General features: G+C 61.0%; 20 protein-coding genes and 1 riboswitch. Of the genes, 11 read left to right on the top strand and 9 right to left on the bottom strand.

What is annotated here, in order from left to right:
* The first annotated feature begins 228 nt into the window (after positions 1–228).
* Entirely contained in the window at positions 229–1,296 is a 1,068-nt protein-coding gene (locus KW821_RS00815) for an ATP/GTP-binding protein (protein WP_218289928.1), read from the top strand.
* 2 nt (positions 1,297–1,298) lie between these two features.
* On the top strand, positions 1,299–2,033 hold the full coding sequence (locus KW821_RS00810; protein WP_218289927.1) for a DUF3226 domain-containing protein: 735 nt from the start codon (positions 1,299–1,301) through the stop codon (positions 2,031–2,033).
* 113 nt (positions 2,034–2,146) lie between these two features.
* Here KW821_RS00810 and KW821_RS00805 read toward each other — a convergent pair whose 3' ends face one another.
* The 3 genes from KW821_RS00805 to KW821_RS00795 all read right to left on the bottom strand — a co-directional run bounded on the left by KW821_RS00805 (position 2,147) and on the right by KW821_RS00795 (position 8,917).
* Positions 2,147–4,513 (bottom strand): YgiQ family radical SAM protein, encoded by a 2,367-nt coding sequence (locus KW821_RS00805; protein WP_218289926.1) that lies wholly within the window; start codon positions 4,511–4,513, stop codon positions 2,147–2,149.
* A gap of 235 nt (positions 4,514–4,748) precedes the next feature.
* Positions 4,749–7,868, bottom strand: a complete 3,120-nt coding sequence (locus tag KW821_RS00800) for an efflux RND transporter permease subunit (protein WP_218289925.1) — start codon at positions 7,866–7,868, stop codon at positions 4,749–4,751.
* On the bottom strand, positions 7,868–8,917 hold the full coding sequence (locus KW821_RS00795; protein WP_218289924.1) for an efflux RND transporter periplasmic adaptor subunit: 1,050 nt from the start codon (positions 8,915–8,917) through the stop codon (positions 7,868–7,870). The genes KW821_RS00800 and KW821_RS00795 overlap by 1 nt, the downstream gene beginning before the upstream one ends.
* A 263-nt stretch (positions 8,918–9,180) precedes the next feature.
* On the opposite strand from KW821_RS00795, the gene rssA reads away from it, so the two are divergent.
* Positions 9,181–10,044 (top strand): patatin-like phospholipase RssA, encoded by an 864-nt coding sequence (rssA, locus tag KW821_RS00790; RefSeq protein ID WP_218289923.1) that lies wholly within the window; start codon positions 9,181–9,183, stop codon positions 10,042–10,044.
* A gap of 62 nt (positions 10,045–10,106) precedes the next feature.
* Here rssA and KW821_RS00785 read toward each other — a convergent pair whose 3' ends face one another.
* Positions 10,107–11,468, bottom strand: coding sequence for a sodium-dependent transporter (locus KW821_RS00785; protein WP_042653969.1), 1,362 nt, complete (start codon positions 11,466–11,468; stop codon positions 10,107–10,109).
* Positions 11,469–11,670: 202 nt separating this feature from the next.
* Positions 11,671–11,937, bottom strand: a complete 267-nt coding sequence (locus tag KW821_RS00780) for a DNA-binding transcriptional regulator (protein WP_005298604.1) — start codon at positions 11,935–11,937, stop codon at positions 11,671–11,673.
* A 258-nt stretch (positions 11,938–12,195) separates the two neighbouring features.
* Between KW821_RS00780 and KW821_RS00775 the strand changes: the two genes are divergently transcribed.
* The 4 genes from KW821_RS00775 to KW821_RS00760 all read left to right on the top strand — a co-directional run bounded on the left by KW821_RS00775 (position 12,196) and on the right by KW821_RS00760 (position 16,842).
* Positions 12,196–12,789: a hypothetical protein gene (locus KW821_RS00775; RefSeq protein WP_218289922.1), complete on the top strand. Its 594-nt coding sequence runs from the start codon at positions 12,196–12,198 to the stop codon at positions 12,787–12,789.
* Positions 12,790–13,095: 306 nt separating this feature from the next.
* On the top strand, positions 13,096–14,115 hold the full coding sequence (locus KW821_RS00770; RefSeq protein WP_042653971.1) for a porin OmpA: 1,020 nt from the start codon (positions 13,096–13,098) through the stop codon (positions 14,113–14,115).
* 405 nt (positions 14,116–14,520) lie between these two features.
* Entirely contained in the window at positions 14,521–15,519 is a 999-nt protein-coding gene (ompA, locus tag KW821_RS00765; protein ID WP_218289921.1) for a porin OmpA, read from the top strand.
* Positions 15,520–15,747: 228 nt separating this feature from the next.
* The gene (locus KW821_RS00760; RefSeq protein ID WP_218289919.1) at positions 15,748–16,842 is read left to right on the top strand and encodes an OmpA family protein; all 1,095 of its coding nucleotides are present in this window, start codon (positions 15,748–15,750) and stop codon (positions 16,840–16,842) included.
* A gap of 75 nt (positions 16,843–16,917) precedes the next feature.
* Here KW821_RS00760 and KW821_RS00755 read toward each other — a convergent pair whose 3' ends face one another.
* Together KW821_RS00755 and KW821_RS00750 are read right to left on the bottom strand one after the other, a co-directional pair.
* On the bottom strand, positions 16,918–18,612 hold the full coding sequence (locus tag KW821_RS00755) for an NAD-dependent malic enzyme (protein ID WP_218289918.1): 1,695 nt from the start codon (positions 18,610–18,612) through the stop codon (positions 16,918–16,920).
* Positions 18,613–18,667: 55 nt separating this feature from the next.
* On the bottom strand, positions 18,668–19,525 hold the full coding sequence (locus KW821_RS00750) for an AraC family transcriptional regulator (protein WP_042653975.1): 858 nt from the start codon (positions 19,523–19,525) through the stop codon (positions 18,668–18,670).
* A 120-nt stretch (positions 19,526–19,645) separates the two neighbouring features.
* Here KW821_RS00750 and KW821_RS00745 point away from each other — a divergent pair, with 120 nt between their 5' ends.
* Both KW821_RS00745 and KW821_RS00740 read left to right on the top strand, forming a co-directional pair.
* Positions 19,646–21,025, top strand: a complete 1,380-nt coding sequence (locus KW821_RS00745; RefSeq protein ID WP_218289917.1) for an MATE family efflux transporter — start codon at positions 19,646–19,648, stop codon at positions 21,023–21,025.
* Between the two features lie 113 nt (positions 21,026–21,138).
* Positions 21,139–21,387, top strand: a complete 249-nt coding sequence (locus tag KW821_RS00740; RefSeq protein WP_042653977.1) for a DUF2498 family protein — start codon at positions 21,139–21,141, stop codon at positions 21,385–21,387.
* A gap of 30 nt (positions 21,388–21,417) precedes the next feature.
* Here the strand turns inward: KW821_RS00740 and KW821_RS00735 are convergent, their stop codons facing one another.
* A complete protein-coding gene (locus KW821_RS00735; protein ID WP_218289916.1) occupies positions 21,418–22,548 on the bottom strand; it encodes a diguanylate cyclase in 1,131 nt (376 codons plus the stop codon).
* A gap of 245 nt (positions 22,549–22,793) precedes the next feature.
* Here KW821_RS00735 and KW821_RS00730 point away from each other — a divergent pair, with 245 nt between their 5' ends.
* Both KW821_RS00730 and KW821_RS00725 read left to right on the top strand, forming a co-directional pair.
* A complete protein-coding gene (locus KW821_RS00730; protein ID WP_218289915.1) occupies positions 22,794–24,191 on the top strand; it encodes a nucleobase:cation symporter-2 family protein in 1,398 nt (465 codons plus the stop codon).
* A gap of 99 nt (positions 24,192–24,290) precedes the next feature.
* The gene (locus KW821_RS00725; RefSeq protein ID WP_218289914.1) at positions 24,291–25,004 is read left to right on the top strand and encodes a protein ligase; all 714 of its coding nucleotides are present in this window, start codon (positions 24,291–24,293) and stop codon (positions 25,002–25,004) included.
* 208 nt (positions 25,005–25,212) lie between these two features.
* Here the strand turns inward: KW821_RS00725 and KW821_RS00720 are convergent, their stop codons facing one another.
* Positions 25,213–26,583 (bottom strand): sodium:alanine symporter family protein, encoded by a 1,371-nt coding sequence (locus KW821_RS00720; RefSeq protein ID WP_218289913.1) that lies wholly within the window; start codon positions 26,581–26,583, stop codon positions 25,213–25,215.
* Between the two features lie 106 nt (positions 26,584–26,689).
* A riboswitch (glycine riboswitch) is annotated at positions 26,690–26,800 on the bottom strand.
* Positions 26,801–26,926: the final 126 nt, after the last annotated feature.

Genomic DNA, 26,926 nt, shown 5'->3' with positions numbered 1-26,926 from the left:
TTATGTCAGCTCCAATGCTCGCACAGGCGGCTTCGTTTGGCTTAGCATGGTCATTCAGAACCTGTTGAGCTGCGATGGGTTGCTGCCAGCACTGGTCAATGGAGCATATTGGAAGCTGTAATCCATGGGCGGCAGCGTCGGCTTACGTTTTGGAACATAAGTTATTGTTTCTCATGCATTACCGAGAATGCTCTTCCCTCATGTTTATATATTTCGATAAGGATATATATGCTAACCGAGTTTACTATCTCTAACTACAAGCAATTTCTAAATTTAAAAATAAAGCACCTGAAAAATATAAATGTCATTGGGGGTAAAAACAATACTGGTAAAAGCTCCATACTAGAAGCCATCTTTACTCTTTATGATCGAGGAAGCCCTGACTTAACAATAAAGCAATATTCATGGAGAGGAATTAGCAACCTGTTATTAGATAAGGATAGTATCTGGGCTCCTATATTTCATGATTACAACCTACAAAATCAAATAACTCTTACAGCAAGAAATGATGATGAGCGGCTCAGCAAGGCCACTATAAAATACGGCAAACTGGACCTACAATCCAATGCGGTTTATTCAGCAAAAAATGACAGTGGCATAATAAATCAAACCCAAGCCTTCAACCAAGAGGGACTTTCCATATCTTATTTTGAAGGCCCTCAAAGCGCTGGTAATGTTAAAATAACTTCCAACGGCCAGCAAATGACATCTAATTTCGAGAACTTAGCAAACTCTCCATTATCAGTTGTTTATTTATCTTCATCATTGAAAGGTAATGCACAACTGAACGCTGAATATCTAACCAGACTTGATAGAAAGGGCTTGTTACCTGGAATAGTTTCATCATTGAATGTTATCGAGCCAAGACTAACCAGTATATCTCTAGGGTTTAGCGGGGGACAGATCTCTATATATGGTGATGTAGGATTAAAGACAAAGATACCTATTGGCTTTTTAGGTGAGGGAATAGAAAAACTACTTGGAATTCTCCTAGCTATAGAGGCAAATAAAGGTAGTATCATACTGATTGATGAGATAGAAAATGGCTTGCATTATAGTGTTCTTCCACAAATATGGAGCATCATAAGTAAAGCTGCCCAGAAAAATAAAATTCAATTATTTGTTACAACACACTCTTATGAAACTCTTGTTGCATTGTGTCAAAGCGCATTAAAACAAGATAATAAAGATATATCTTACTACCGGTTAGATAAAGAACCAGACACGGTTACTATTAGTCATTATGACTTCGATACTTTTAAGGCAGCAATTGAAAGCAACTGGGAGGTAAGATAACAATGCCTCTTTATTTAAATACAGATCAAATTGACGCAGGTCAATTATCGACTTTAACTCCTGATGCGATCACTGAGGAACATATAGTTTTTGTTGAAGGTCCTGATGATGATCATTTTATTCGAGCTGTATTAAAAAGCATTGGTGTAGATAGAGGAATTCAAATAATAAGGACGGGCGGAATTACACAATTTCCTTCAAAATTCCAAGCAAAAATCAAGGAAAGTAATTTTAAAGCTGTACGATGTATTGCTATCATAATTGATGCGGACAGCTCAAAGGAAGAAGCTTTAAAAATGGTAAGGAAAACGCTTGTAACTAATAGCTTTTCTGCACCAAATGAACATGGAATACCAGTTAAATGTGATAAACGAAATGTTAAAGTAGGTGTCTTTATAATTTCAAAGCCTGGGGAAAACTCAGGTATGCTTGAGGACCTATTCATTGAAACACAAAAAGACACGCCAATATCAGCCCATGTAGGAAAATATATTTCCGGCCTTGCTGAAAGCCTTGAAAAGCATATACCAGAAAAAGGTATTCCTAGACCGACCCCCAAAGATTTTAGATATCCGAACAATGAGTCTAAAGCAAGGGCAAGAGCTATATTATCTGGGTTTTATGATGATATATCTACTGTTGGCTATGCTGCTCAGCATGGATATATAGATATGAATAACTCATCATTGGATGAAATAAAGACTTTTTTACAAACCATTTTTAATCTACAGGAATGATATGTGGCCATTTTCCAACATGTCACCGCAGCAAAACAACTATTAATTTTAATAAGTAAAAAGGCGACCATCTGGTCGCCTTTTTTATTTCTATCGCTTTCCAATCAGTAATATCACCGAGCCGGTCGCTTGGCACCATTCCCTTTGGCCGCAGGCTTGCCGCCCTGAGTGACGGGTTTGGCGCCCGGCTTGGCGGAGCCAGCACGGGTCGGCGCCTTGCCCTTATGGGCGGGTTTGCCAGCTGGTTTACCTTGACCTGCACCTTGCACAGCTGGCTTGCCGTTGGCACCAGCCCCTTTGCTGAGCTGGGAGCCTACTGGCTTGCCATTGCCCGCCTTACCGCCAGTGGCCTTGTTGCCTGCCCCATTGCCACGCTGATGGACGATGTTGCTGTGGCGGGTCAGGGCCGGTTTCAGCCCCTTGTTGATGCTGCGCTCGGCCTTGACCTCGCCGCGCCCTTCCGGCGGCACCAGGCAATCTGGGCCGTTGCCGATGAGGTGGCCCTTGCCCATCTCCTGCAGCGCTTCGCGGATCATCGGCCAACCGGCCGGATCGTGGTAGCGCAGCAGCGCCTTGTGCAGGCGACGACGGCGCTCCCCCTTGACCACGAACACGTCCCCGCCCTGGCGACTCACCTTGTTGAGGGGGTTTTTCTCGGTGTAATACATGGTGGTGGCGTTTGCGAGCGGCGACGGGTAGAAGTTCTGCACCTGATCGAGCTTGAAGCGGTTGGTCTTGACCCAGAGCGCCATGTTCACCATGTCCTCATCGGTGGTGCCCGGATGGGCCGAGATGAAGTAGGGGATCAGGTACTGCTGCTTGCCCGCCTCTTTCGAATACTTGTCGAACAGCTCCTTGAACTGGTAGTAGCTGCCCATGCCCGGCTTCATCATCTTGGAGAGCGGACCCTCCTCGGTGTGCTCGGGGGCAATCTTCAGGTAGCCGCCGACGTGATACTTGGCCAGCTCCTTGATGTAGCGGGGATCTTCCACCGCGATGTCGTAGCGCACCCCGGAGGCGATCAAAATCTTCTTGATGCCCTTCACATCCCGCGCCTTGCGATAGAGATCGATGGTCGGGGTATGGTCGGTGTCCATGTGCGGGCAGATGGTCGGCCAGACACAGGAGGCTCGGCGGCAGGTCTGCTCGGCCCTCGGGCTCTTGCAGCGCAGCTTGTACATGTTGGCGGTGGGGCCACCGAGATCCGAGATGACGCCGGTGAAGCCCGGCACCTTGTCGCGGATCTCTTCGATCTCTTTGATGATCGACTCTTCCGAGCGGCTCTGGATGATGCGCCCCTCGTGCTCTGTGATGGAGCAGAAGGAGCAGCCGCCGAAGCAGCCGCGCATGATGTTGACCGAGGTCTTGATCATCTCGTAGGCCGGGATCTTCTCCTTGCCATAGGCCGGGTGCGGCACCCGCTGATACGGCAGGCCGAACACCCCGTCCATCTCGTCGGTTTCCAGCGGGAAGGCGGGCGGGTTGACCCAGACGATGCGATCGCCGTGGGCCTGGGAGAGCGCGCGGGCGCAGCCCGGGTTGGTCTCGTGGTGCAGGATGCGCGACGCATGGGCGTAGAGCACCTTGTCTTCCTTCACCCGCTCGAACGCCGGCAGCTTCACATAGGTTTTCTCCCATGGCTTCTGCTTGGGCGGCTGCACCAGCACCGGCTTGGCCTCTTGCGCCGCCGGTGCCACCTCGGTGGCATCGTCGGAGCAGGGCGCCCCTTCCATGTAGGGGTTCATGATGGGGTCGATGCGGCCGATCTGATCCAGCTTGCTCGAATCCACCCCGCGCCACTCGGGCAGCGGCTCCTTGCGGATCACCGCGGTGCCGCGGATGTCCTGCATGGTCTCCATGGTCTCGCCGTTGGCGATGCGGTGCGCTACCTCGATCAACGGCCGCTCGGCGTTGCCGTAGATCAGGATATCGGCCTTGGCGTCCAGCAGGATGGAGCGACGTATGGTCTCGGACCAGTAGTCGTAGTGGGCGATGCGGCGCAGGGACGCTTCGATGCCACCTATGACCACAGGCACCTCCTTGAAGGCCTCCTTGCAGCGCTGGGTGTAGACCAGGGTGGCGCGATCGGGCCGCTTGCCACCCACATCCCCGGGGGTGTAAGCGTCGTCGTGGCGCAGCTTCTTGTCGGAGGTGTAGCGGTTGATCATGGAGTCCATGTTGCCCGCGGTCACCCCGTAGAAGAGGTTCGGCTTGCCCAGGCGCATGAAGTCATCCTTCGATGACCAGTCCGGCTGGGCGATGATGCCGACCCGAAAGCCCTGGGATTCCAGCATGCGGCCGATGACCGCCATGCCGAAACTCGGGTGATCCACGTAGGCGTCACCGGTCACCAGGACGATGTCGCAGCTGTCCCAGCCGAGCTTGTCCATCTCCGCGCGGGACATGGGCAGGAAGGGCGCCGTGCCGTAGCACTCGGCCCAGTAGCGGGGATAGGAGAAAAGGTGGGTAACCGGCTGCATTTTGAACACCTGGAACAATTCGGGTCGCGCATTATACCGGCAGAGCCGTGCGGGAGCGATGGCTTTTTGCCCCCATAAACCCAGAGGGATAAGGCGCAGCCGCCCGTGAGGCTAGGCGCAGCCGCCCGTGAGGCTAGGCGCGCCGCCGCCGTGGCGGCAGACTGCGCCGACAACCGGCCAACGAAGAGGGCGCCCGCAGGCGCCCTTCTCAATCCAGTGGGGTCAGCCTGGCCGCTCAGGCCGCCGGCTTGCCCCGCTGCTCGGGCTCGCTGTCCACCGCTAGCGCCTCGTCCACCAGCAGATCCCGCGCGCCGGTCATGCCGGCCCGCCGGGCCAGCAGGTGATAGATGGCGGGCACCATCACCAGGGTCACCAGGGTCGCAAGGGAGAGGCCGAAGAACACCACAGTCCCCACCGCCATCCGGCTCTCGTAGCCGGCCCCCATGGAGATCATCAGCGGCACGGCGCCTATGATGGCGGTCAGCGAGGTCATCAGTATGGGCCGCAGGCGGCGCACCGAGGCCGCGATGATCGCCTCCTCGAATCCCTCGCCGCGCTGGCGCAGCTGGTTGATGAACTCGACGATGAGGATGCCGTTCTTGGTCACCATGCCGATCAGCATGATCATGCCGATCTGGCTGTAGATGCTCAGCTCCTGCCCCGTCAGCCAGAGCCCGAGCAGGCCGCCGAAGATGCCGAGTGGCACAGTCACCATCACCACGGTCGGGGTCAACAGGCTCTCGAACTGCGCCACCAGCACCAGATAGACCACTAGCAGGGCCAGGCCGAACACCATCAGCATCTCGCCCTGGTTGTCGCGGTAGTCCTTGGAGTCACCGGCATAGTCCACCGTCATGCCAGCGGGCAGATGGGTGCTGGCCCAGCCGTCGAGGAAATCGAGCGCCTCCCCCAGGGTGTGGCCGGGGGCCACGTCCGCGGTGAGGGCGATCGCCTTCTGGCGCTGGTAGTGGTTGAGGCGCTGCGGGCTCGCCACCTGCTTGACGGTGGCCAGGGTCGACAGGCTCACCATCTCGCCGCTGGCCGCCTTCAGATAGATGCGGCTGACATCGGAGATCCCGTTGAAGTCGCGCTGGTTGGCGCGCAGATAGACGTCATACTCCTCGCCCCTGTCCACATAGGTGGTCTGGCTGACGCCGCCGAGCAGGGCCTGCAACGAGCTGGCCACGGTGGAGACGGGGATGCCGAGCTGGCTGGCCCTGTCCCGCTCTATGGTCACTTGCAGCTCGGGGGTCTTCTCGGCGTAGTCCAGATCCGGCGCCAGCATCAGGCCACTTTGGGCGGCAGCCTGCTGCAACACCAGCCCCAGCTGGTAGATCTCGGCATAGTCCGAGCCCTGCAGCACGAACTGCACGGCGGCGTTGGAGCCGCCCTTGAAGCCGGGCTGGAAGGTGCGGATCATCACGTCAGGAATGGCGGCGAGGCGTGTGCTCAGGGTGCGGGCGAACTCGGTCGCGGTCTCGCCGCGCACCGCCCAGTCGGTCAGCTGGATGATCGCCATCCCGGTCTGATCGCCGCCCCGGCCGAAGGCCGGGGTGCTGAAGCTCATGGCCTGCACCACCCCCTTGCCGAGCAGCGGCATGACCGCGGCCTCCACCTGCTGCATGTTGCGCTTCATCCGCTCTATGCTGGTGCCCTCGGCCCCCTTGACGAACACATAGAGCACGCCCCTGTCCTCGGTCGGGGTCAGGCTGGCGGGCAACTGGCTAAACAGGGCGCCGATGCCGCCTAGGCAGAGCACCAGCACCAACGGGGTCCAGGCGGAGCGGCGCAGCACCCAGCCCAGCAGGCGCCGGTAGTGCAACTCCACCCAACCGAGGCCACGGTCCAGGGTCGCGGTCAGGGCGTTGGGCTTGTCGACCGCGCGCATCAGCCAGGAGCCCATGGCCGGAGTCAGGGTCAGCGCCACCAGGGAGGAGAACAGCACGGCGAGCGACAGCAGGATGGCGAACTCAGTGAAGAGCCGCCCCACCATGCCATCCATGAAGGCGATGGGCACGAACACCATCACCAGCACGGCCGTGGTCGCTATCACCGCGAAGCCCACCTCGCGGGTGCCGTGCCAGGCCGCCATCAACGGGGGTTCGCCCCGCTGCAGATGGTGGTGGATGTTCTCCACCACGACGATGGCGTCATCCACCACCAGGCCGATGGCGAGAATAAGGGCGAGCAATGTGATGAGGTTGATGGAGAAGCCGAGGTACCAGGCGCCGATGAAGGCGGAGATGAGCGACACCGGCACAGTGATGGCCGGGATCAGGGTGGTTCTGCCCTGCCCCAGGAACAGATAGAGCACGGCCACCACCAGCACGGCGCAGATGGCCAGGGTGATATACACCTCGTGGATGGCCTGCTTGATGAAGACGGTGGAGTCGTAATCCACCTCGAGCTTGGCCCCCTCCGGCAGGAAGCGCTGCATCTCGCTCATCTTCTGCTCTATCCCCTGGGCCACCGCCAGCGGGTTGGCGGTGGACTGGGCGACTATGCCAATCCCCAGGCTCTCCTTGCCGTTGCGCTGGTAGGCGCTGTCTTCGTTCTTGGCCCCCACCTCCACGTCGGCGATGTCGGCCAGGTAGATGCTCTGGCCATTGGCGGCGGTCGCCACCGGCAGGGAGCGAAAATCCTCGGCACTGTGGTAGAGACGGGCGATCTGCACCGCCATCGTCATGCTGTTGTTGCGGATCTCCCCGCCCGGCAGCTCGATGTTCTCGCGCTTGAGGGCATCCTGCACATCCGCCACCGTGATGCCGCGGGCCGCCATGTCGGCGGGACGCAGCCTGACATACATCACCTGGGTCAGATCGCCGGAGAGAGAGATCTCGCTCACCCCGTCCACCAGACTCAGGGGGTCGACCAGCACCCGGTTGGCGTAATCGGTCAGGGCGGTGCGGTCCATCTGGGTGCTGCTGAAGTTGAGCCAGATCGCCACATCCCCGTTACCGTTGTCCTTGGTGACCATGGGCTCGTCCACCTCGTCCGGCAACTTGGGACGGGCACGGGAGATGGCGTCACGCACATCCGAGGTGCCTTCTACCATGTTCCAGCCGAGCTTGAACTCCACCGTGATGGATGAGCGCCCCTTGCGGGTCACCGAGTTGATGTTCTTGATGCCGCTGATGCCGGAGAGCTGATCCTCGATGGGCTTGGTGACCTGGCTCTCCATGACCTCGGGGGCGGCGCCGTCATAGGTGGTGGTGATGGAGACGGACGGGGTCTGCACGTCCGGCATCTCCCGCACCGTCAGCTTGGAAAAAGCTACCAGGCCGAACACCGTGAGCAGGGCACTGATGACCACCGCCACCAGCGGGCGGCGCACTGACATATCGGAGAGCCACATCAGCCTTTTACCTCTGCCAGATCGCGCACATAGGCACCGTCACGCAGGTTGACCAGCCCCTCGACCGCGATGCGATCGCCGACGCTCAGCCCTTTGATGACCCACACCTCCTCGCCGTGGGTATCCCCCAGCTCCACCGGGATGCGCTTCACCCGGCCGTCCGTCTCCAGTCGATAGACGAAGCGCTGCTCGCCGGCGTACTCCACCGATTGGGCCGGGATCAGGGTCATCTTCTGGGCGGGCAGGGAGAGCTCCACGTTCATCATCATGCCGGGCCTGAGCTGGCCGGTGGGATTGGGGATGATGACGCGGGCCTTGATGTTTTGGGTCTCGTTGGAGATCCGGCTGTCGAGCGTCTCCAGCACGCCGGAGAAGGATTGATCCGGCCAGGCCGAGCTGGTGGCCGTCACCGCCATGCCCGGCCTCAGCAGGGCGAGGTAACGCTCGGGCACCGCCAGATCGAGCCGCAGTTTGGCGAGTTCATCCAGGTGGAGCAGCACGTCGCCGCTGTTGACCAGGGCGCCCTCGCTGAGATCGATCAGGCTGACGGTGCCGTTGAAGGGGGCTGGCAGGGTGCGCAGCGACAGCTCGTACTGGGCCGCGTCGACCCTGGCCTGGGCCTGGGCCACGGTCGCCTCCTGCCCTTCCAGCTCCGAATTGGTGATGGCGCCGCGTTCCACCAGCCGGCGCATGTCGCGCAGCTTGCGCTTCTCATCGCGCAGGCTGGCGCTCTGCTCGGCCAGCTCCGCCCGCTGCTTGCCCTCATCCAGGGCGATCAGGGTCTCCCCCTGCTTGACCCGCTGACCGGAGCGCACTCCTATCTTGACGATGCGGCCGGTGACCTCGGGACTGACCGCCACTGAGCGATTCGCCGCCAGCTTGCTGACCAGCTTGATGGAGGGCTCGGCCAGGCTCTGCCGGACTGTCTGCGCCCGGATATTGACTTGCTTAGGCTGGGGTTTGCTGACCGGTTCGGCCTGACGAAGATACCAGAGACCCGCCACCAGCAGGGCGAGCGGGAGGAGCCACAACCATATGCGCATTTTCATCAAACAATCCATGCAATGTAGGAGAAATGGGGAGACTTCATCAATGATGGCATCATGGTAACTCCTGACTATGCCGCGACTATGTATAAATGTGACAAATCGTAACAGCCAGGGCGAAAGATCATCAGCCTCGCCTGTGACGGGTGAATCTGACCCTAGGTCGGGCCCAGGCTTGCGGCCGCACTCAGGGTGAGGGCTAGCAGGATGACGGCCGGGAAAACAGGGAGTAAGCTGGAGCCCTTACTCATGCAAGGAGACGCACCGTGTCACGAAAACCCCGTTTGGGACTGGCCCTGGGCAGCGGCGCTGCCCGAGGCTGGGCACACATAGGCATCATACGGGCACTGGAGCGGCTCGGCGTCAAACCGGATCTGGTGGCCGGTTGCTCCATCGGCAGCTTCGTGGGCGCCGCCTACGCCGCCGGTGAGCTGGACAAGCTGGAGTCCTGGGTACGCGGCTTCAGCCGACTGCAGGTGATGGGACTGCTCGATCCCGCCCTCTCCGGCGGCCTGTTTCGCGGCGAGAAGGTGTTTGGCATCGCCGCCAACCACCTCGGCGATCCCCCCATCGAGAGCCTGCCGTTGCCCTTCGCCTGCGTCGCCACCGAGCTCAACACCGGGCGCGAGATCTGGCTGCAAGAGGGCCCGCTGCGCCAATGCGTGCGCGCCTCCTGCGGCATGCCCGGCATCCTGACTCCGACCCGGGTCGACGATCAGTGGCTGGTGGATGGCGCCGTGGTCAATCCTGTGCCCATCTCTCTCGCCCGCGCCATGGGGGCCGAGGTGGTGATCGCCGTCAACCTCAACGCCGATATGCACCAACCCTGGGCTGACGACTCCGACGAACCCGTTCAGGGCGGCCGGTTCAGCCAGTGGCTGAACCGGGGGGAACCGAGCACCCCCGGCATGTGGAGCGTGATGACGGGCTCCATCAACATCATGCAGGAGCGGATCACCCGCGCCCGTATGGCCGGGGACCCCCCCGAGATCCAGCTCTGCCCGCGTCTTGGCAGCTTCTCCATCATGGATTTCCATCGGGCGAGCGACGCCATCGGCGAGGGCGAAGCCTGCGTCGAGCGCAACCTGGAGCAGCTCAAGGAGGAGTTGTCCCGGCTCAGGCTCATCTGAGCGCCGTTAGTCACAATAAAAAAGAGCGCCACCGGCGCTCTTTTTTATCTCAGGGAATGGGATCAGAACAGCCCCAGCCCCTTGAGCATCACGATCAGGATCAGCAAGGGCGACACGTAACGGATGATGAAGAACAGGGGTTTGAGGATCTTCAGCTCCAGCTTGCCCCCATTGGTCAGCGCCGCCGCCATCCGCTCATAGCCCCAGACCCAGCCGACAAACAGGCAGAGGAAGATCCCGCCGAGCGGCATCAGCACATTGGACGAGATGAAGTCGAACAGATCGAAGAAGGTCTTGCCGGCGATCTGCACCTCCGCCAGGGTGCTGTTGGAGAGCGCACAGGTCGAGCCGACCACCCCCAGCACCAGCAGGTTGATCAGGGTCGCCTTGGGGCGGCTCATGTGGAAGCGCTCCGACAGCACCGAGACCGGCACCTCCAGGATGGAGAGCATGGCGCCGGTCGCCGCGATGGCAGAGAGCACGAAGAACAGCACCATGAACAGATGGCCGAACGGGATGCTGGCGAACACCGCCGGAATGGTGATGAACAGCAGGGAGGGGCCGGCCGAGGGTTCGAAGCCGAACGCAAACACCGCCGGGAAGATGGCGATCCCCGCCAGCATGGAGACGAACAGGTCAGCACACATGACCCGGACCGTGGTCAACGGGATGTGCTGATCGTCCCGGAAGTAGCTGCCATAGGTCATCATGCAGCCCATGCCGATGGAGAGCTTGAAGAACGCCAGCCCCATGGCCGTCAGCACCACGCCGGCGGTGATCTTGGAGAAGTCAGGGGAGAACAGGAAGCGCAGCCCCTCGCTCGCCCCCGGCAGGGTCAGGCTGCGCAGGCCGATCACCAGCAGCAGGATGAACAGCACCGGCATCAGCCTCTTGGTCACCGCCTCTATCCCCTTGGCGACCCCCATCAACAGGATCCCCCCCATCAGCGCCAGCACCAGCCACTGCCACAGCAGGCTCTGCAGCGGGTTGGTGATCAAGGAGTTGAAGGCCGCACCTGTGACGGCGGGATCGGTCGACAGGATCTCCCCGCTGATCGCCTTGAAGATGTAGGCGAACACCCAGGCCGCCACCTCGGAGTAGAAGGACATAATAAGGAAGGCCGCGGTGACCCCCATGGCCGCGATCAGCCACCAGGGCTGTCCCTTGGGCGCCAGCTTGATGAGTCCGCTCACCGCGTCGGATTTGGCCTGACGGCCCAGCATGATCTCCGAGATCATCACCGGCAAGCCCACCAGCAGGGTGGCGATGACATAGACCAGCAGGAAGCCGGCGCCGCCATTTTCCCCGGTCAGGTAGGGGAATTTCCAGATATTGCCGAGGCCGACGGCCGAGCCCAGGGTGGCGGCGAGCACGCCGAAGGTGCTGGTGAAGCCATCTCTGGCTTTCGGTATGGTTTGACTCATGCTTGTCTCACTGTACGCATCACGGGAGGAGGCTCCCCATTCAAGGGTCGGAATTCTCTGGGGATTAATCCAGCTTGCCAAGCGGTTTTAATTAAAATCACTGCGCAGAGCACAGCCGGCAGCATTTAATTAAATGTGGCGGTATTTTGATGGATAAAAAAATGCCGCCTCGAGGGCGGCACTTTTACCAAAGCGCTGGTGATCAGGCCTTGGCAATATCGTCCGGACCGATCTGACCGATTTCGGCGACTTTCTTGTCAGCCAGCAGCCAGAGGGTGAACTTGTGCAATTCCGGGTGATGAGCCAGGGCGACCAGGAAGGCGCCTCCGACTTCACGATAACCCAGTTCATAGTTCTTCAGGGTAGTCGGGGGGACACCCAGCAGATCGGCAAACTTGGGACGGCTCAGGCCAACCGCTTCGCGGATCTGACGGATCTTCTTGCCAACAGTTACGATATTTGAATTCATGGTGTTCCATACTCCGTTCGGCGGATTCACTCCACCTGTATTTTTCGCGACGACTCGTAGTCAAGTGTATCAGTTTTGAACGGACTCGTTATGGTCGAGCCTCTATCTTTAATAAGCGTCTTTCGACGACAACCCTAACAAACATCGGGGATGGTAATCGCAGAGCAGCCTCAGGTAAACAGTCTCGAAAAGAAACCTTATTGTTGCCACGGCCATAACTCGTATAATCCGCCGGTTATCCCTTAAAGAGTAATCAGCATGGCATTTCCAGGCATCATCTCCCGTCTTCATCCCGATTCGGACCCCGCGACCCTCGCTCGACAGCTCCTTCAGGGCCAGCAAACCCGAGCCGAGGCGTTCTGGTTGCCAGCCGCCCTGCAAAGCGAGGCCGCGTCAGTGCTGGCGGCCCTCTCCGACCGGTGCAGCCTTTACCTCGAGCAGCCCGGCACGCTGCCCCTGCGCGGCCACGACGGCGTCTTGCAGGAGGATGGCACCCTGCTGCTCGGCAATGGTAACCATATGAAGCTTTCCGTGACGCAAGGAGATGGCGGCCTGGTGCCCGAACAGGGTCTGTGCGAGATGGCGCTGTGGCTGGAGGCCGGACATCGAAATTTCATTTGTTCAGCAGCAGTTCAGCCCGTGGCGCGGGCCATCCTCAATATCTGGCCCCTCGACCCCTATCTCGCCCGCCATTTTCTCCTCAGCTTCACCCCCTTGCTGTGCGAAGCAACCGAGGCCGATTACCTGGCGGTATTTTCCACGCGGGAGTCTGGAGCCACGGCACGGCCGGCCTGGGTTGAGGCCTATATGAAGCTTGAAAAAAAGCTGCACCGCGCCTACTTGGATCACTAATAAATTCGGATAAACAGCCAGTTACTCACACGACACAAATTGCCTTATCGATTATCTGTGAGCTTGATCATGTTTTGAAATGAGCATAAAGTGCGCCACGTCATCGGAATGACATCGGCTGTTCGTGAAGGGGGAAGCATTGTCGACAATGCAACCCGTTCACCTGTGCACCCAGATACGTGCCTCCTGGATGGATCTAGGATCCCTGCTCGGTGCAACCATTGTTGCCCGGCAGAGCCAGCAGCTTACATAAATTAAAAAATGCGAAGCACGTGGACTACGTGCCATCTCAACGAGGATTTTTTTATGATGAAAATGGCTCCTTCCCTGATCGCCATCGCTATGGCTACCATGGGCGCAACTGCTGCACACGCCGCTGACGACATCTACTTCGGTGCCGGTGTCGGTGCTACTCACTTCAACGGTCTGAACAAGATCGAAGGCGTTACCGCCGGTGAAGAAGACGCAGCTGCTGCAAATGCCTTCGTAGGTTACAACTTCAACGAATACTTCGGTTCCGAGCTGGGCTACCAGTACACCGGCCGTGGTAACACCGATGGCAACCGTTACGAGAGCCAGGGTGCCACCCTGTCCGGTATCGCTCGTCTGCCGCTGGGTAACGACTTCTCCCTGTTCGGTGAAGCTGGCGCCTACTGGGGCCACACCGACGGTATGGGCACCAGCGATACCAAAGTATCCCCGCTGGCTGGCGCCGGTGTGACCTACAAGGTTAACGACGCTCTGGATCTGCAAGCTCGTTACCGTTACATGTGGGACGTGGCTGACCTGACTACCGCCACCGGCGAGCAGTACAAGTCCAACCAGAGCGTGGCTACCCTGGAAGCCGTTTACCACCCGTTCCGTACTTCCTACGTAGCACCGGTTGCCGCTCCTGTTGTTGAAGAAGCCGCTCCTGCTCCGCAGATCGTTGAGAAGAACTTCGCCCTGAACTCCGACGTGCTGTTTGCCTTTGGCAAAGACAGCCTGAAGGCCGAAGGTGTTGACGCTCTGAATGCTCTGTACCAGCAGATCGTTGAGTTCCAACCGAAAGACGGCAACGCCGTAGTCGTTGGTTACACCGACCGCATCGGTTCTGACGCTTACAACCAGAAGCTGTCCGAAGCTCGTGCCCGCACCGTTGCCAACTTCCTGGTCAGCAAGGGTATGGCTGCCAGCAAAGTCGGTATCGAAGGTCGTGGCGAAGCCAACCCTGTCACCGGTACCAAGTGTAACGGCGTCAAGGCCAAGGCTGAGCTGATCTCCTGCCTGGCCCCGGACCGTCGCGTAGAAGTTCGCATCTCCGGCGTTCAGGAAGTTCAGCAGTAATCTGACTCCGCTCAGATAATGCGAAAAGGGGATGCCACGGCATCCCCTTTTGCTTGCCTGCGATCTGCGTCACGGCAACGCTCGCCCTCTCCTGCCCCCCTTGCCGTCTCCCCCTCCTCACCGCTAGTCCCTCGCTGGATGTTTGTACAGAAACTTGATCAATGTGGGTCAAAAGAATACAGTAGCCTCGCTTGTAAGACATTGGATGAACTATTAAAAGTGCTTATTGCCCGGTTAGTTGTCCATGGAGAATTAGCTTCATGAGAATCCAGGTTACCATCCATTTTTTATTCAAGCCGCCCGTGATCGGCTCACGACGTCGCAGCATGAATTGTCATCTGCGGTCGGTATAACAGAAGAGTGCGCAGTACGCCCATAGCACGGCAACTCAACGAGGATAAAATGATGAAAATGAAAATGGCACCAACCCTGATTGCTCTGGCTATTGCAGCCATGGGAACTTCCACCGCCCAGGCGGCCGACGACTGGTACACAGGTATGGGTGCCGGTTGGGCATATGGCCATGACCTTGACTCCTTCGGCCAGGATGCCGACAAGGACGCCACCGCGCTGTCCCTGTTTGGTGGCTACAACTTCAACGAGAACTTTGCCGCTGAGCTGGGTTATCTCTACGCCGGCAAGGGTGGCGTCGATGGCGTCGACTTCAAGACCCAGGGTGCGACCCTGTCCGGTATCGCCCGCCTGCCGCTGAGCGACATCTTCTCCGTGTTTGCCGAAGGCGGTGCCTACTTCAACCACGTCAACGGCAATGGTGAGAGCGACAACGGCACGGCCCCCCTCGCCGGCCTGGGTCTGACCGCCAAGCTCTCCGATCTCATCGATGTGCAGGCCCGTTACCGCTACATGTGGAGCCTGGGTGACGAGCAGAAGACCTGGGAAACCGACATGAGCGTCGCGACCCTGGAACTGGTGATGCACCCGAACCGCACCACCTATGTCGCGCCCGTGGTCGCCCCCGTGGTCGCCGAGCCGGCTCCCGTCGTGGTCGACAAGAACTTCTCCCTGAGCTCAGACGTGCTGTTTGCCTTCGGCAAATCCACCCTGAAACCGGAAGGGACCGCCGCACTCAATACTCTGTATCAGCAGATCGTTGACGTTCAGCCGAAAGATGGCAGCGCCGTGGTGGTGGGTTACACCGACCGCATCGGCTCCGATGCCTACAACCAGAAGCTGTCCGAAGCACGCGCCCGTACCGTGGCCGACTTCCTGGTCGGCAAGGGCCTGCCGGCAGGCAAGGTGGCCATCGAAGGTCATGGCGAAGCCAACCCGGTCACCGGCACCCAGTGCGATGGCGTCAAGGGCAAGAACGAGCTGATCTCCTGCCTGGCTCCGGATCGTCGCGTCGAAGTGCGCGTCACCGGGGTGCAGGAAGTCCAGCAATAAGCTGCATGCTTGCACGAAAAAAAGGGGCCGTACGGCCCCTTTTTTTATGCCAAAATATTGCCGCCCGCCCCCCTGGCCGGATCACAATAGCTGCCGGTTGTCTCACAGAATTTCTATATGGATGCGCTACTTAAGTGGTTAAACCTCTTATATCGCCTATACATAATGGTGGTTATGCATAACAAGGGCTGGGAGCCCTATAACACCCAACATCGACGAGGATACGCGATGAACATAAGACTGAAACCGGTATGGATTGCATTGGCATTGGCGACCACGGCGGCACAGGCGGCCCCCGTTCACGACTGGTATATAGGGGCAGGGGCGGGCTGGGCATGGGCACATGATATCGATGACTTTAGTCAGGATGTCAGCGACGATGACACCGCCTACAACGTCTTCGCAGGCTATAACTTCACCGAAAACCTGGGCGCCGAACTGGGCTATCTGTCCGGCGGCGAGTGGGATATCAATGGCCACGAGTTCAGCAATCAGGGGGCAACCCTGTCGATCCTGGGCCGGCTGCCATTGAATGACATCTTCTCGGTGTTTGCCGAGGGTGGCGGCTACCTCTACAGCGTCAAATCCATCAACGGCAACGAAGAGAACCTGGCGCCGCTGGCCGGGCTTGGCATGACCGCCAGGCTGACCGACTGGGTCGACATCCAGGCCCGCTATCGCTATATGGTGCGGGTCGGTGATGACTCGGACAACGACAAGGTGGGCAGCGGCACCCAACGCTGGGTCAGCGACATCAGTACCGCCACCTTGGAGCTGGTGCTGCACCCCAACCGCACCGTGGCCGCGGCCGTGGTCGCCGCCCCCATAGTGGCGCCGCCCCCGGCTCCGGCCCCCGTGGATCAGACCTTCAACCTGAGCTCGGACGTGCTGTTTGCCTTCGGCAAGGCGGAGCTGAAACCTGAGGGGATGCAGGCGCTGGAGTCGCTCTATCAGCAGATAGTCGACATCCAGCCCAAAAATGGCAGCGCCGTGGTGATGGGCTACACCGACCGCATCGGCTCGGATGCCAACAACCAGGCGCTGTCGGAAGCCCGCGCAAGCACTGTGGCCAACTTCCTGATCGGCAAGGGCCTGCCGGCCGACAAGGTCAGCATTCAGGGCAATGGCGAGAGCAACCCGGTGACCGGCAACCAGTGTGACGAGGTCAAGCCCAGGGCCGCGCTCATCGACTGCCTCGCCCCGGATCGCCGGGTCGAAATCCGGGTCACCGGCGTGCAGGATGCCGACGCCGCCATGCCCGCCACCTCTGAGCCAGCGACTGAGCCCGCCCTCGAGCCGGCTGCCGAGCAACCGGCACAGTAGCAACCGGCACTCATGCCGTGCACAAAAAAAGGGATGCTGCCGCATCCCTTTTTGCATCTGTGCCATTGACCCGAATCAGAACGAGGTGCGGCGATAGCGCCGGTATTCCGGCCGCCAGAAGTTCGCCTCTATGGCCTGATCGATCACCTCATCCGGAGTCTGCACCGCCTTGCCCTGCAGCATGGCGGTCTTGGCCACCATCTTGGCGATGTAGCGGGACACCTGGTGGATATCCGCCAGATCCGGCAGCAAGGAGCCATCCTCCCCCTTCACCAGCGGCGAACACTCCGCCAGGGCACGGCTGGCCGACATCAGCATGGCGTCGGTCACCCGGGTGGCACCGGAGGCGATGACGCCGAGCCCGATCCCCGGGAAGATGAAGGAGTTGTTGCACTGGGCGATGACGTAGCGCTTGCCCTTGTGCTCCACCGGCGCGAACGGGCTGCCGGTCGCCACCAGCACCTGGCCATCGGTCCAGCGGATGAGATCCGCCGGGGTGGCCTCCACCCGGGAGGTGGGGTTGGAGAGCGGGAAGATGATGGGGCGGGTGCAATGCTTGTGCATGGTCTTGACCACCTCTTCGGTGAACAGACCCGGCTGACCGGAGACGCCGATCAGGATGTCCGGCCGACCGTGCTCCATCACCTCCAGCAGGGAGATGTTGTCCCCCACCGGCCACTCCTTGATCCGCTCCACCGGCTGGGAGAGACGGCGCTGGAACGGCAGCTGGTTCGGGATCTTGTCGGTGATGAGGCCGAAGCGGTCGACCATGAACACCCGGCCCCGTGCCTCGGCGTCATTCAGCCCTTCGGCCTTCATCTGCGCCACTATCTGCTCGGCGATGCCGCAACCGGCGCTGCCGGCGCCGAGGAAGGCGACCCGCTTCTCGGAGAGCTTGGCACCGGAGGCCTTGCAGGCCGCGATCAGGCTGCCCAGCGTCACCGCCGCCGTGCCCTGGATGTCGTCGTTGAAGCAGCACAGCTCATCCTTGTAACGGTTGAGCAGCGGGGTGGCATTGCCCTGGGCGAAATCCTCGAACTGCAGCAGGATCTCGGGCCAGCGGCGCTTGACCGCCTGGATGAAGGCATCGACGAACTCGTCATACTCCTCCCCCGAGATGCGCGGATGGCGCCAGCCCATGTAGAAGGGATCGTTGAGCAGCTGCTGGTTGTTGGTGCCCACATCCAGCACCACCGGCAGGCAGTAGGCGGGCGAGATGCCGCCACAGGCGGTGTAGAGCGACAGCTTGCCGATGGGGATGCCCATGCCGCCGATGCCCTGATCGCCGAGCCCCAGGATCCGCTCGCCGTCGGTGACCACTATCACCTTGACGTTCTGCTTGGTGGCGTTCTGCAGCATGTCATCGATCCTGTCCTTGTCCGGATAGGAGATGAACAGGCCGCGGGCACGGCGGTAGATGTTGGAGAACTCCTCGCACGCCTTGCCCACGGTCGGGGTGTAGATGACCGGCAGCATCTCGGTCAGATGGTTGGTCAGCAGGCGATAGAACAGGGTCTCGTTGGTATCCTGGATGTTGCGCAGGTAGATGTGCTTGTCCATGTCGTTGCCAAACGCCATGAACTGGCGATAGGCCCGCACGGCCTGCTCTTCGATGGTCTCTATGTTCTGGGGCAGCAGGCCTTCCAGATTGAAGCTGCTGCGCTCCTCGCTGGTGAAGGCGCTGCCCTTGTTGAGCAGCGGCGTCTCCAGCAGGGCCGGGCCGGCGTAGGGGATGTAGAGAGGACGTTTCTGATTATTATCTTCAAACATGGATCTGTACCTTGACTGTGTGGCCCGCCGATCCTATGGGCTTGGGCCAACAATTTCAAAGAGTTTGCGCATCCGTGGCGACAGGTTTGCGACCCAGTCGACGAAAGGCCCCCGGGGTCTGACCAGTGAGGCGGCGAAAACGGTTGGCAAAGTTGGCACCGTCGCTGTAACCGACCCGGCCGGCAAGCTCGCCGAGCGGCCAGTTGGTATAGAGCAGCAGCTGGCGCGCCTTGTTCATCCGCAGCTGGGTGAGCCAGGCCATGGGGCCCATGCCGAACAGCTGCCGGCAGAGGCGGTGCAGATGGGGTACAGAGCAGGCCATCTGGCCGGCGAGCAGCGCCACGCTCCAGGGCTCGTCCAGACGCGCCTCCACCCGCCGAAACAGCGCCTGCAACCGCAGCTCCGGGGTGCCACGCACCTCCCCCTGCAGGGTCCTGTCCAGCAGGGCCAGCAGCAGGCTCAGCAGTTGCGGCTGCAGCGGAGAGCGGACCCCCTCCCCCTGCATCAGGCTGAGCAGATGGTAGAGCTGCTCCCCCTCCTCCCCTTGCCAGATGCGGTGGCCGAGCCGGTGCAGATGGCGCCAGCGCGGGATGTCGTCGAGCAGGATCCAGCTGGTCTGCCAGCGCTCGCCGACAAGCCGCAACCCGCCCGGCACGGCCGCCGGCAGGAACACCAGCGCGCCCGCGGGGATGGGCTGTTCGGTCGCCCCGGTCAGCAGCACGCCCCCCTCGTCGTGGCTGACCATCAGGATGTGGAACTCGGGTCTGTTGCGGCGGATGAGGTAGTGATCCCGCAGGCGGGAGAGACCGGTCAGGAAGATGCCCGCCTCACCGAGCAGGGGCAGACCCTCCCGCCCCAGCATCCGCTCCTCGCAGCTCGGGGCGATCTCCAGGCACTCGCTAGCAAAGCCCATAACACCTCAACAAGATAGTTTTGCACAAGAAAACCGAGAGTCACTCACAGTGGCACCGCCCCGGTCAGCCCCTATCATATCCCTGACAAGTGTCATCTTTTACACACCCGGTTAATATAAATGAATTATTGGCAAGCGATTTTAAAACAAACCACCGATCGCGAGTTCATGACGCGACTGTGGCGACTGGCCCTGCCGGTTTCGCTGCAATCCATGATGTTCTCCCTGCTGGGTCTCATCGATATCATGATGGTGAGTCAGCTTGGTACCACGGCTGTGGCGGCGGTCGGCTTGGGCAACCGGGTCTTCTTCTTCAATCTGCTGGTGATAGCGGGCCTCTCTGGCGGGGTCTCGGTGTTGGCGGCACAGTATTACGGCCGCGGCGAGCTGGGCGGGGTGCGCCGCTCCCTGGCGCTGGCGCTGGTGGGCGCCCTATTGGTGAGCCTGCCGTTTGCGCTCATCTATGTGCTCTCGCCGGGCAGCGTGCTCGGCTTTGCCAGCCAGGATCCCGCATTGCGCCTGCTGGCCGACGAGTTCCTGATGATCACCGGCGCCACCATCCTCTGCACCGCCATCGTCGTGCCGCTGGAGGCGGCCCTGCGCTCGGTGGGCAACGCGGCGGCGCCGACCCGGATCGGCATCATCGCCATCATCGCCAACGTCATCCTCAACTACGCCCTCATCTTCGGTAACTTCAGCTTCGAGGCCATGGGGGTCGCGGGCTCGGCCTGGGGCACCACGCTCTCCCGCCTGCTGCAGACCGTGCTGCTGCTGATCTATGTGTGGCGGCAGGAGCCGCGTCTCGTGCCACGCAGACAGGACTGGTGGGACGCCTTTAGGCGCAAGGAGGTGGTGCGCTTCACCCTGATCGCCCTGCCGCTGCTGTTCCATGACGGACTCTGGGCCTTCGGCATGCTGCTCTATGGCTTCCTCTACGCCCACCTCGGCACCGACTCCCTGGCCATCATGACCACCCTCGGCACCCTGGAGAGCATCCTCATCTCGCTGTTCTTCGGGCTGGCGGTGGCCTGCTCCACCCTGCTCGGCCACCGGCTCGGGGCCGAGGAGTACGAGGCTGCCTGGCAACACTCCCAGCTGTTCCTGCTGCTCGCCCCCGTCGGCGCCCTGCTGGTGGGGATAGCGGTCTGGCTGCTGCAGACCAACCTGCTGCAGTGGGTCGGCAACCTGCCGGCTGAGCTGATGGGGGAGGCGGGCCAGGTGCTCGCCATCATGTGCCTCGGCATGCTGCTCAAGGTGTTCAACATGGTGGGCATCATAGGGGTGCTGCGCTCCGGCGGGGACGTGAACTACAGCATCTTCATCGACATCATCGCCATGTGGTGCATCGGCCTGCCCTGTGCCTGGGCGGCGGTCAGCCTGCTGGGCTGGCCCCTCTCCTGGGTGGTGGCGGTGGTGCTGCTGGAGGAGCTGTGCAAGGTGCTGCTGGTGCAGCGCAGGATCCGCCAGCGCCACTGGCTCAAAAACCTGGTGATGGGCTAAAAAACGGGGTCATATCAATGACAGAAAATCCCCCTTTGCAGTATGCTAGCGCCCTCTTCAATCAGCGACAGGGCGCGCCCGTGTCCTGTCAGTAGTCGTTTAAGGAGACGAGCATGCAACCAGAGAAAGAGCTGATCACCGAGACTGCCCTGCTGGAGATGGCCAACGGCATCATCAAGAGTCACGAAGACTTCATCCACGGCATGCGCGCCGACGCGGTGGAGCAGAAGGGGGAGATCCTGGTGTTCAAGGGGGAATTCTTCCTGGCCGAGGATGGCACCCCGACCGGCAAGACCATGGCGGTGTTCAACATGTTCAAGCTGCTGGCCCAGCAGTTGTCGGGCAAGTACCGGCTGAACTAGACGCAGGCGTTGTGGATCGGGATGCCGCCCTCAGGCGGCATCCGTGTTTACCGGGCTGGGCAGAACGGGTTTTTCGCCGATCACGCAGTTGCGCCCCGCCATCTTGGCCAGATAGAGACACTCGTCGGCCCGGTTGAGCAGCTCTTCGATGCTCTCCCCGCAGCGGGCCAGCGTCAGCCCTATGCTCACCGTCACCTCCAGCAACTCGTCCGAGATCGGGCTCTTCACCAGCCGCGCCTCCACCGCTATCCTCAGCCGCTCCGCTATCCGCTTCGCCTTGGCCAGCTCGCCACAACCGGGTAGCAGGATGGCGAACTCCTCGCCCCCGTAACGACCGAGCACCATGCCGGGTTCCAGCTGCTCCGCCAGGGTGGCCGCTACTTCCCTGAGCACCGCATCCCCCGCCAGGTGGCCGAAGGTGTCATTGATGCGCTTGAATCTGTCCAGATCCAGCAGCAACACCGCAAAGGGGGCCTGCTTGTGGATCATGGTGGCCCTGGCCTTCTCTATCCTCTTCATCAACAGGCGGCGGTTCATCATGCCGGTCAGCTCGTCCGTGGTGGACTCCCGATAGAGCTGCAGCAGCATGTTGAGCTGGCCGCACTGCACCCAGGCGCTCGCCACCGTGAACAGCGCCAGCAGCCAGATCTGGTTGAGGGTCTGCAGGCTCCACAGCGGCTGCTCGGTCAGCCACCAGTTACCCAGCAACATGGTGACCAGGATGCCGCCTGCCAGTTGCAGGCCGAGGGAGAGCGGTATGGGGAAGATGGCAAACAGGCTGATCAGCAGATAGGGGAAGGCCATGTAGCCCGCCTGCAGCTCCTGATCCGGCCCGAAGCTGTGCAGGCAGATGAGGGCAAACAGCATCATCACCGCCATCAGATAGCCTAAGGCCAGCTTCATCCGTTCGCGCTTGAAGTGAATGAGATAGGAGAAGGGGATGAGCGGAGAGAGGGCCAGCAAGCAGAAGATGCGGGCCTTGAACAACTCGTCGAACTGGGCAGGGGCCAGGGTCAGCCAATCCACCAGCGCCCAGGCGGGAAGACCCAGCATCAGCACACAGGTCAGCAGCCGCAGACGTACCGTCATGAAACCCATGCGGGTCAGGGTAAAATCATCGGAGTGTTCTCTGGCACTCCAAAACTCCGACAGCTTCAGCATCCAGAGTCTCCACGTTACAGACGAGGGCTCATTCTACGCCGTGCAGCCTCAAAACCCTATGCGACAGTGACCATTGGAGGGCGAGCACCGTCACACAAACCGGCGGATCATAATCGCCGCGCGCAAACGTTTCAACCCATCCAGAAATAAACCCGATCCCGCTCAATTAGCGCTGGTCAGCCTCATCTCAGCCACTACAATAGCGCCCAATTTTATCCCCCTCCCCACCATTTTTTGAGGTATTTATGGAACAGGCAGCCGCCACGCGCGCCCCCCTAGAGGCACATCCCCCCAGGCGAGCCCACAGCGAACTGGTCTACGGCATCGACGATATTCCCCCCCTGCCCCAGACCCTGTTCGCCGCCCTGCAGCATATGCTCGCCATGTTTGTCGCCATCATCACCCCGCCCCTCATCATCGCCAATGCCCTCGGCCTCCCCGCCGCCGACACCCGCTATATCGTCTCCATGTCGCTGGTCATGTCCGGCATCGCCTCCTTCATCCAGACCCGCCGCTTCGGCCCGCTCGGCTCCGGCCTGCTGTCGGTGCAAGGCACCAGCTTCAACTTCCTCGGCCCCATCATCGCCTCAGGCCTCGCCCTCAAGCAGGCCGCCATGCCCACCGAGGATCTGCTGGGCACCCTGTTTGGCACCATGCTGGCGGCCGCCCTCACCATAGTGGTGATGAGCCGCTTCCTGCATCTGGTCAAGCGGGTGATCACCCCGCTGGTGACCGGCATAGTGGTGCTGCTCATCGGTCTGACCCTGATCAAGGTGGGTCTCATCAGCATGGGCGGCGGCTATGGCGCCCTGGCCGACGGCAGCTTCGCCAGCCACAGCAACCTCTTCCTCTCCCTGCTGGTGCTCGGCCTCATCGTCTTGCTGCAACGCAGTCGCAATCCCTGGCTGCGCCTCTCCGCCATCATGATCGCCATGTTGGTGGGTTATGGGGCGGCCTTGCTGCTGGGCAAGGTGAGCGCGCCAATCTTCGAGGGCCCATTGGTGATGGTGCCCATCCCCCTGCACTACGGCCTCGGCTTCGACTGGCAGCTGTTCGTGCCGCTGGCCATCATCTTCGTGGTGACGGCGCTGGAGGCCATAGGCGACATGACCGCCACCTCCGACATCTCCGGCGAGCCGCTGGACGGTCCCGTCTACATGGCGCGGATCAAGGGCGGCGTGCTGGCCGATGGGGCCAACTCCATGCTGGCGGCGGTCTTCTCCACCTTCCCCATGTCCACCTTCGCCCAGAACAACGGCGTCATCCAGCTGACCGGGGTGGCCAGCCGTCACGTCGGCCTCTTCATCGCCGCCATGCTGGCCCTGCTCGGCCTGTTCCCGGCGGTGGCCAGCCTGGTACAGCAGATCCCCGAGCCCGTGCTGGGCGGTGCCACCATCGTCATGTTCGGCACCATAGCCGCCGCCGGGGTGCGCATCATCTCCCGCGAGGAGCTGGACCGCCGCGCCCTGATGATACTGGCGGTGTCGATCGCCATGGGGCTGGGGGTGGCGCAGGTGCCCGAGGTGCTGCAGCACCTGCCGGAGCTGGCCCGAAGCGTGCTCTCCTACGGCGTCGCCACCGGCGGACTGACCGCCATCATCATGAACCTGCTGCTGCCCATTCGCGCCAACACCAGCCGCTGATCGGGTCAGACCTCCTCCCCTTGAAGCCCCGCCGTGCGGGGCTTTACCTTGCCCCTCCCCGCGGGTACTGTGCTGGCACCACTGCCGCCGGAGGCCGCCATGCCCTACTCCCTGCTCAGCCCGACACCGGATACGCCATCCACTCCCCAGCCCCCCGATCTCGTGCTGGCCCAGGAGCAGCAGTGGCTGCGCGACTGCGCCCGCCACGGTCAGGCCGGTGCCCACCTCTGGCAGGCACCCCAGTGCCTCATCGTCACCCGCAAGGACATGCGGCTGCCCCACTATCAAAGCGCTTGCGAGCAACTCGCCGCCGAGGGCTGGCCCGTCTATGTGCGCGACAGCGGGGGCACCGCCGTGCCCCACGGCGCCGGCATCCTCAACCTCTCCCTGTTGCTGCCGCGCACCACCACGGATCTTGGCCACTACTACCAACTGCTGGGGGCGCCGCTGCTGGCCCTGCTGGCGGACTATGGCCTGCAGGGCGGCTACGACTTCGTACCCGGTTCGTTTTGCGACGGTCAGTACAATCTGGTGATCGGGGGTCGCAAGATCACCGGTACCGCCCAGCGCTGGCTGGCGCCGGCCCAGGATCACGGCGGCGCCGTGTTGGCCCAGGCCATGCTGCTGGTGGCGGGGGATCTGGACGAGGGAACCCGGATGGCGAGCCGCTTCTATGAGCTGGCGGGCGGAGAGCTGCGCTTCCTGCCCGGCACCTCCACCACGCTGGCACAGCAGATCGGTTGGCAGGGCAGTCCCGAGGAGCTGGTGGCGCAGGTCCGGCGGCGACTGCAGACGCTGCTGACCGGCGGCTAGGCCCCTGCCCTTCTCCAACGGGCAGGGGAGCTAACCACTAGGGCGCCAACGAAAAAGCCACGACCGGGGTCGTGGCTTTGTCATTTCCTGCACGGAGCAAAGACAGGCTCAGGCCGTCTGCGGCTCGGGCTCCGACTCGGTATCCTGGTCCCGGCTGAAGCAATAGACCAGGGTCTCGGCTGTCACAGCATGGGATCCCAACAGAGACTCATGCAGTCTGGGGCTCGGATTCCGCATCCAGATCCCGGCTGAAGTAGGCGCGGGTCTCGGCGATCACCACGTGGCGCAGGCCGATGAGGCCGATGAGGTTCGGCACCGCCATCAGGCCGTTGACGATGTCGGCCAGCAGCCAAATCATGTCCAGATGGAGGAAGGCGCCACTCGCCACCAGCACCAGATAGATGAGGCGGTAGGGCTTGATGGCCTTGACCCCGAACAGGTACTCGGTGCAGCGCTCGCCGTAGTAGTTCCAGCCGAGGATGGTGGTGAAGGCGAAGAACAGCAGCCCTATGCTCACCAGATACTGGCCTATCTGCGCATCCAGCCCCTGGGCGAAGGCGGCGCTGGTCATGGCGGCACCGCTCAGGTCCCCGCTCCAGACGCCGGTGACCACCAGGGTCAGGCCGGTCATGGTGCAGATGATGAGGGTGTCGATGAAGGTGCCGGTCATGGAGACCAGCCCCTGCTCCACGCAGGAATCCGTCTTGGCCGCCGCTGCCGCTATGGGGGCAGAGCCGAGGCCGGATTCGTTGGAGAAGACCCCGCGCGCCACCCCGGACTGGATCGCCAGCATGATGCCGGCCCCGACGAAGCCGCCGGTGGCGGCATGGCCGGTGAAGGCGCTGTTGATGACCAACATCACCGCCTCCGGCAGGGCGCCGGCATTGTTCACCAGCACCCCGGCGCAGGCGAGGATGTAGAAGATGGCCATGAAGGGCACCACCTTGCTCGACACGCTGGAGATGGACTGGATGCCCCCCAGGGTCACCAGCGCCACTATCAGCGTCAGCACCACGGCGGTCGCCTCGCGGGGCACCGAGAAGGAGAGGCTCATGGCGTCGGAGATGGCGTTGACCTGGGGGAAGGTGCCGATGCCGAAGAAGGCGACACCTATGCCAAACAGGGCGAACAGCTTGGCGAGCGGCTTGGAGCCGAGCCCCTTCTCCAGATAGTACATGGGGCCACCCGCCATCTGGCCGTTGGCATCCTGCTGGCGATACTTGACCGCCAGCAGACACTCGGCGTACTTGGTCGCCATGCCGAACAGGGCCGCCATCCACATCCAGAACAGGGCACCCGGGCCGCCGAGCTTGATGGCGGTGGCAACCCCGACTATGTTGCCGGTGCCTATGGTGGCGGAGAGCGCGGTGCAGAGCGCGGCGAAGCTGGAGACATCCCCCTGCTTGCCCTGGCCCTGATCGCGGCCAAATACCAGTCGCAGGGCGAGCGGCAAGCGCACGACCTGAAGCAAACCCAGACGCAGGGTGAGATAGACACCGGTCCCGACCAGCAGGATCAGCAGGGGCGGACCCCAGATAAAGCTATCGATGGCGGTTAACGCCGATTGAATTGATGACATGCATCCTCCTTAAAAAACAACAATTAAGGAGGAGAAGGATGATCTTCCCATAGGTGTCGCGATCGCCAGAGGTGATCGGATGCGGGCCAAGCCCAGGTACAACCATCCCATCCCCTCTGTCCTTTTGCCTGAGAGTTTCCGACACCAGCCTGCGATGCAGTCATGGTGCCTTGCTCCTTCGGCGCCCGATCTAACGGGTCTCTCCAGAGTATCGTCCAGTAGCAGTCCACACCGGTTGCCCGGTACCTGAAAGATTCACTTCTTCGGTGGATGGTCCCCCATCGCTCTCCTGCTACCTTCATCCGAACTAGTTTGGATTAGGAAGCGGGCATGGTAATCCAAA

It is taken from the genome of Aeromonas sp. sif2416 (assembly GCF_019218665.1).
In the GTDB taxonomy this organism is placed as follows: Bacteria; Pseudomonadota; Gammaproteobacteria; order Enterobacterales; family Aeromonadaceae; genus Aeromonas; species Aeromonas encheleia.
Note: the sequence above shows the minus strand (reverse complement) of the source record. Positions and strands in the feature narration are given on the sequence as shown.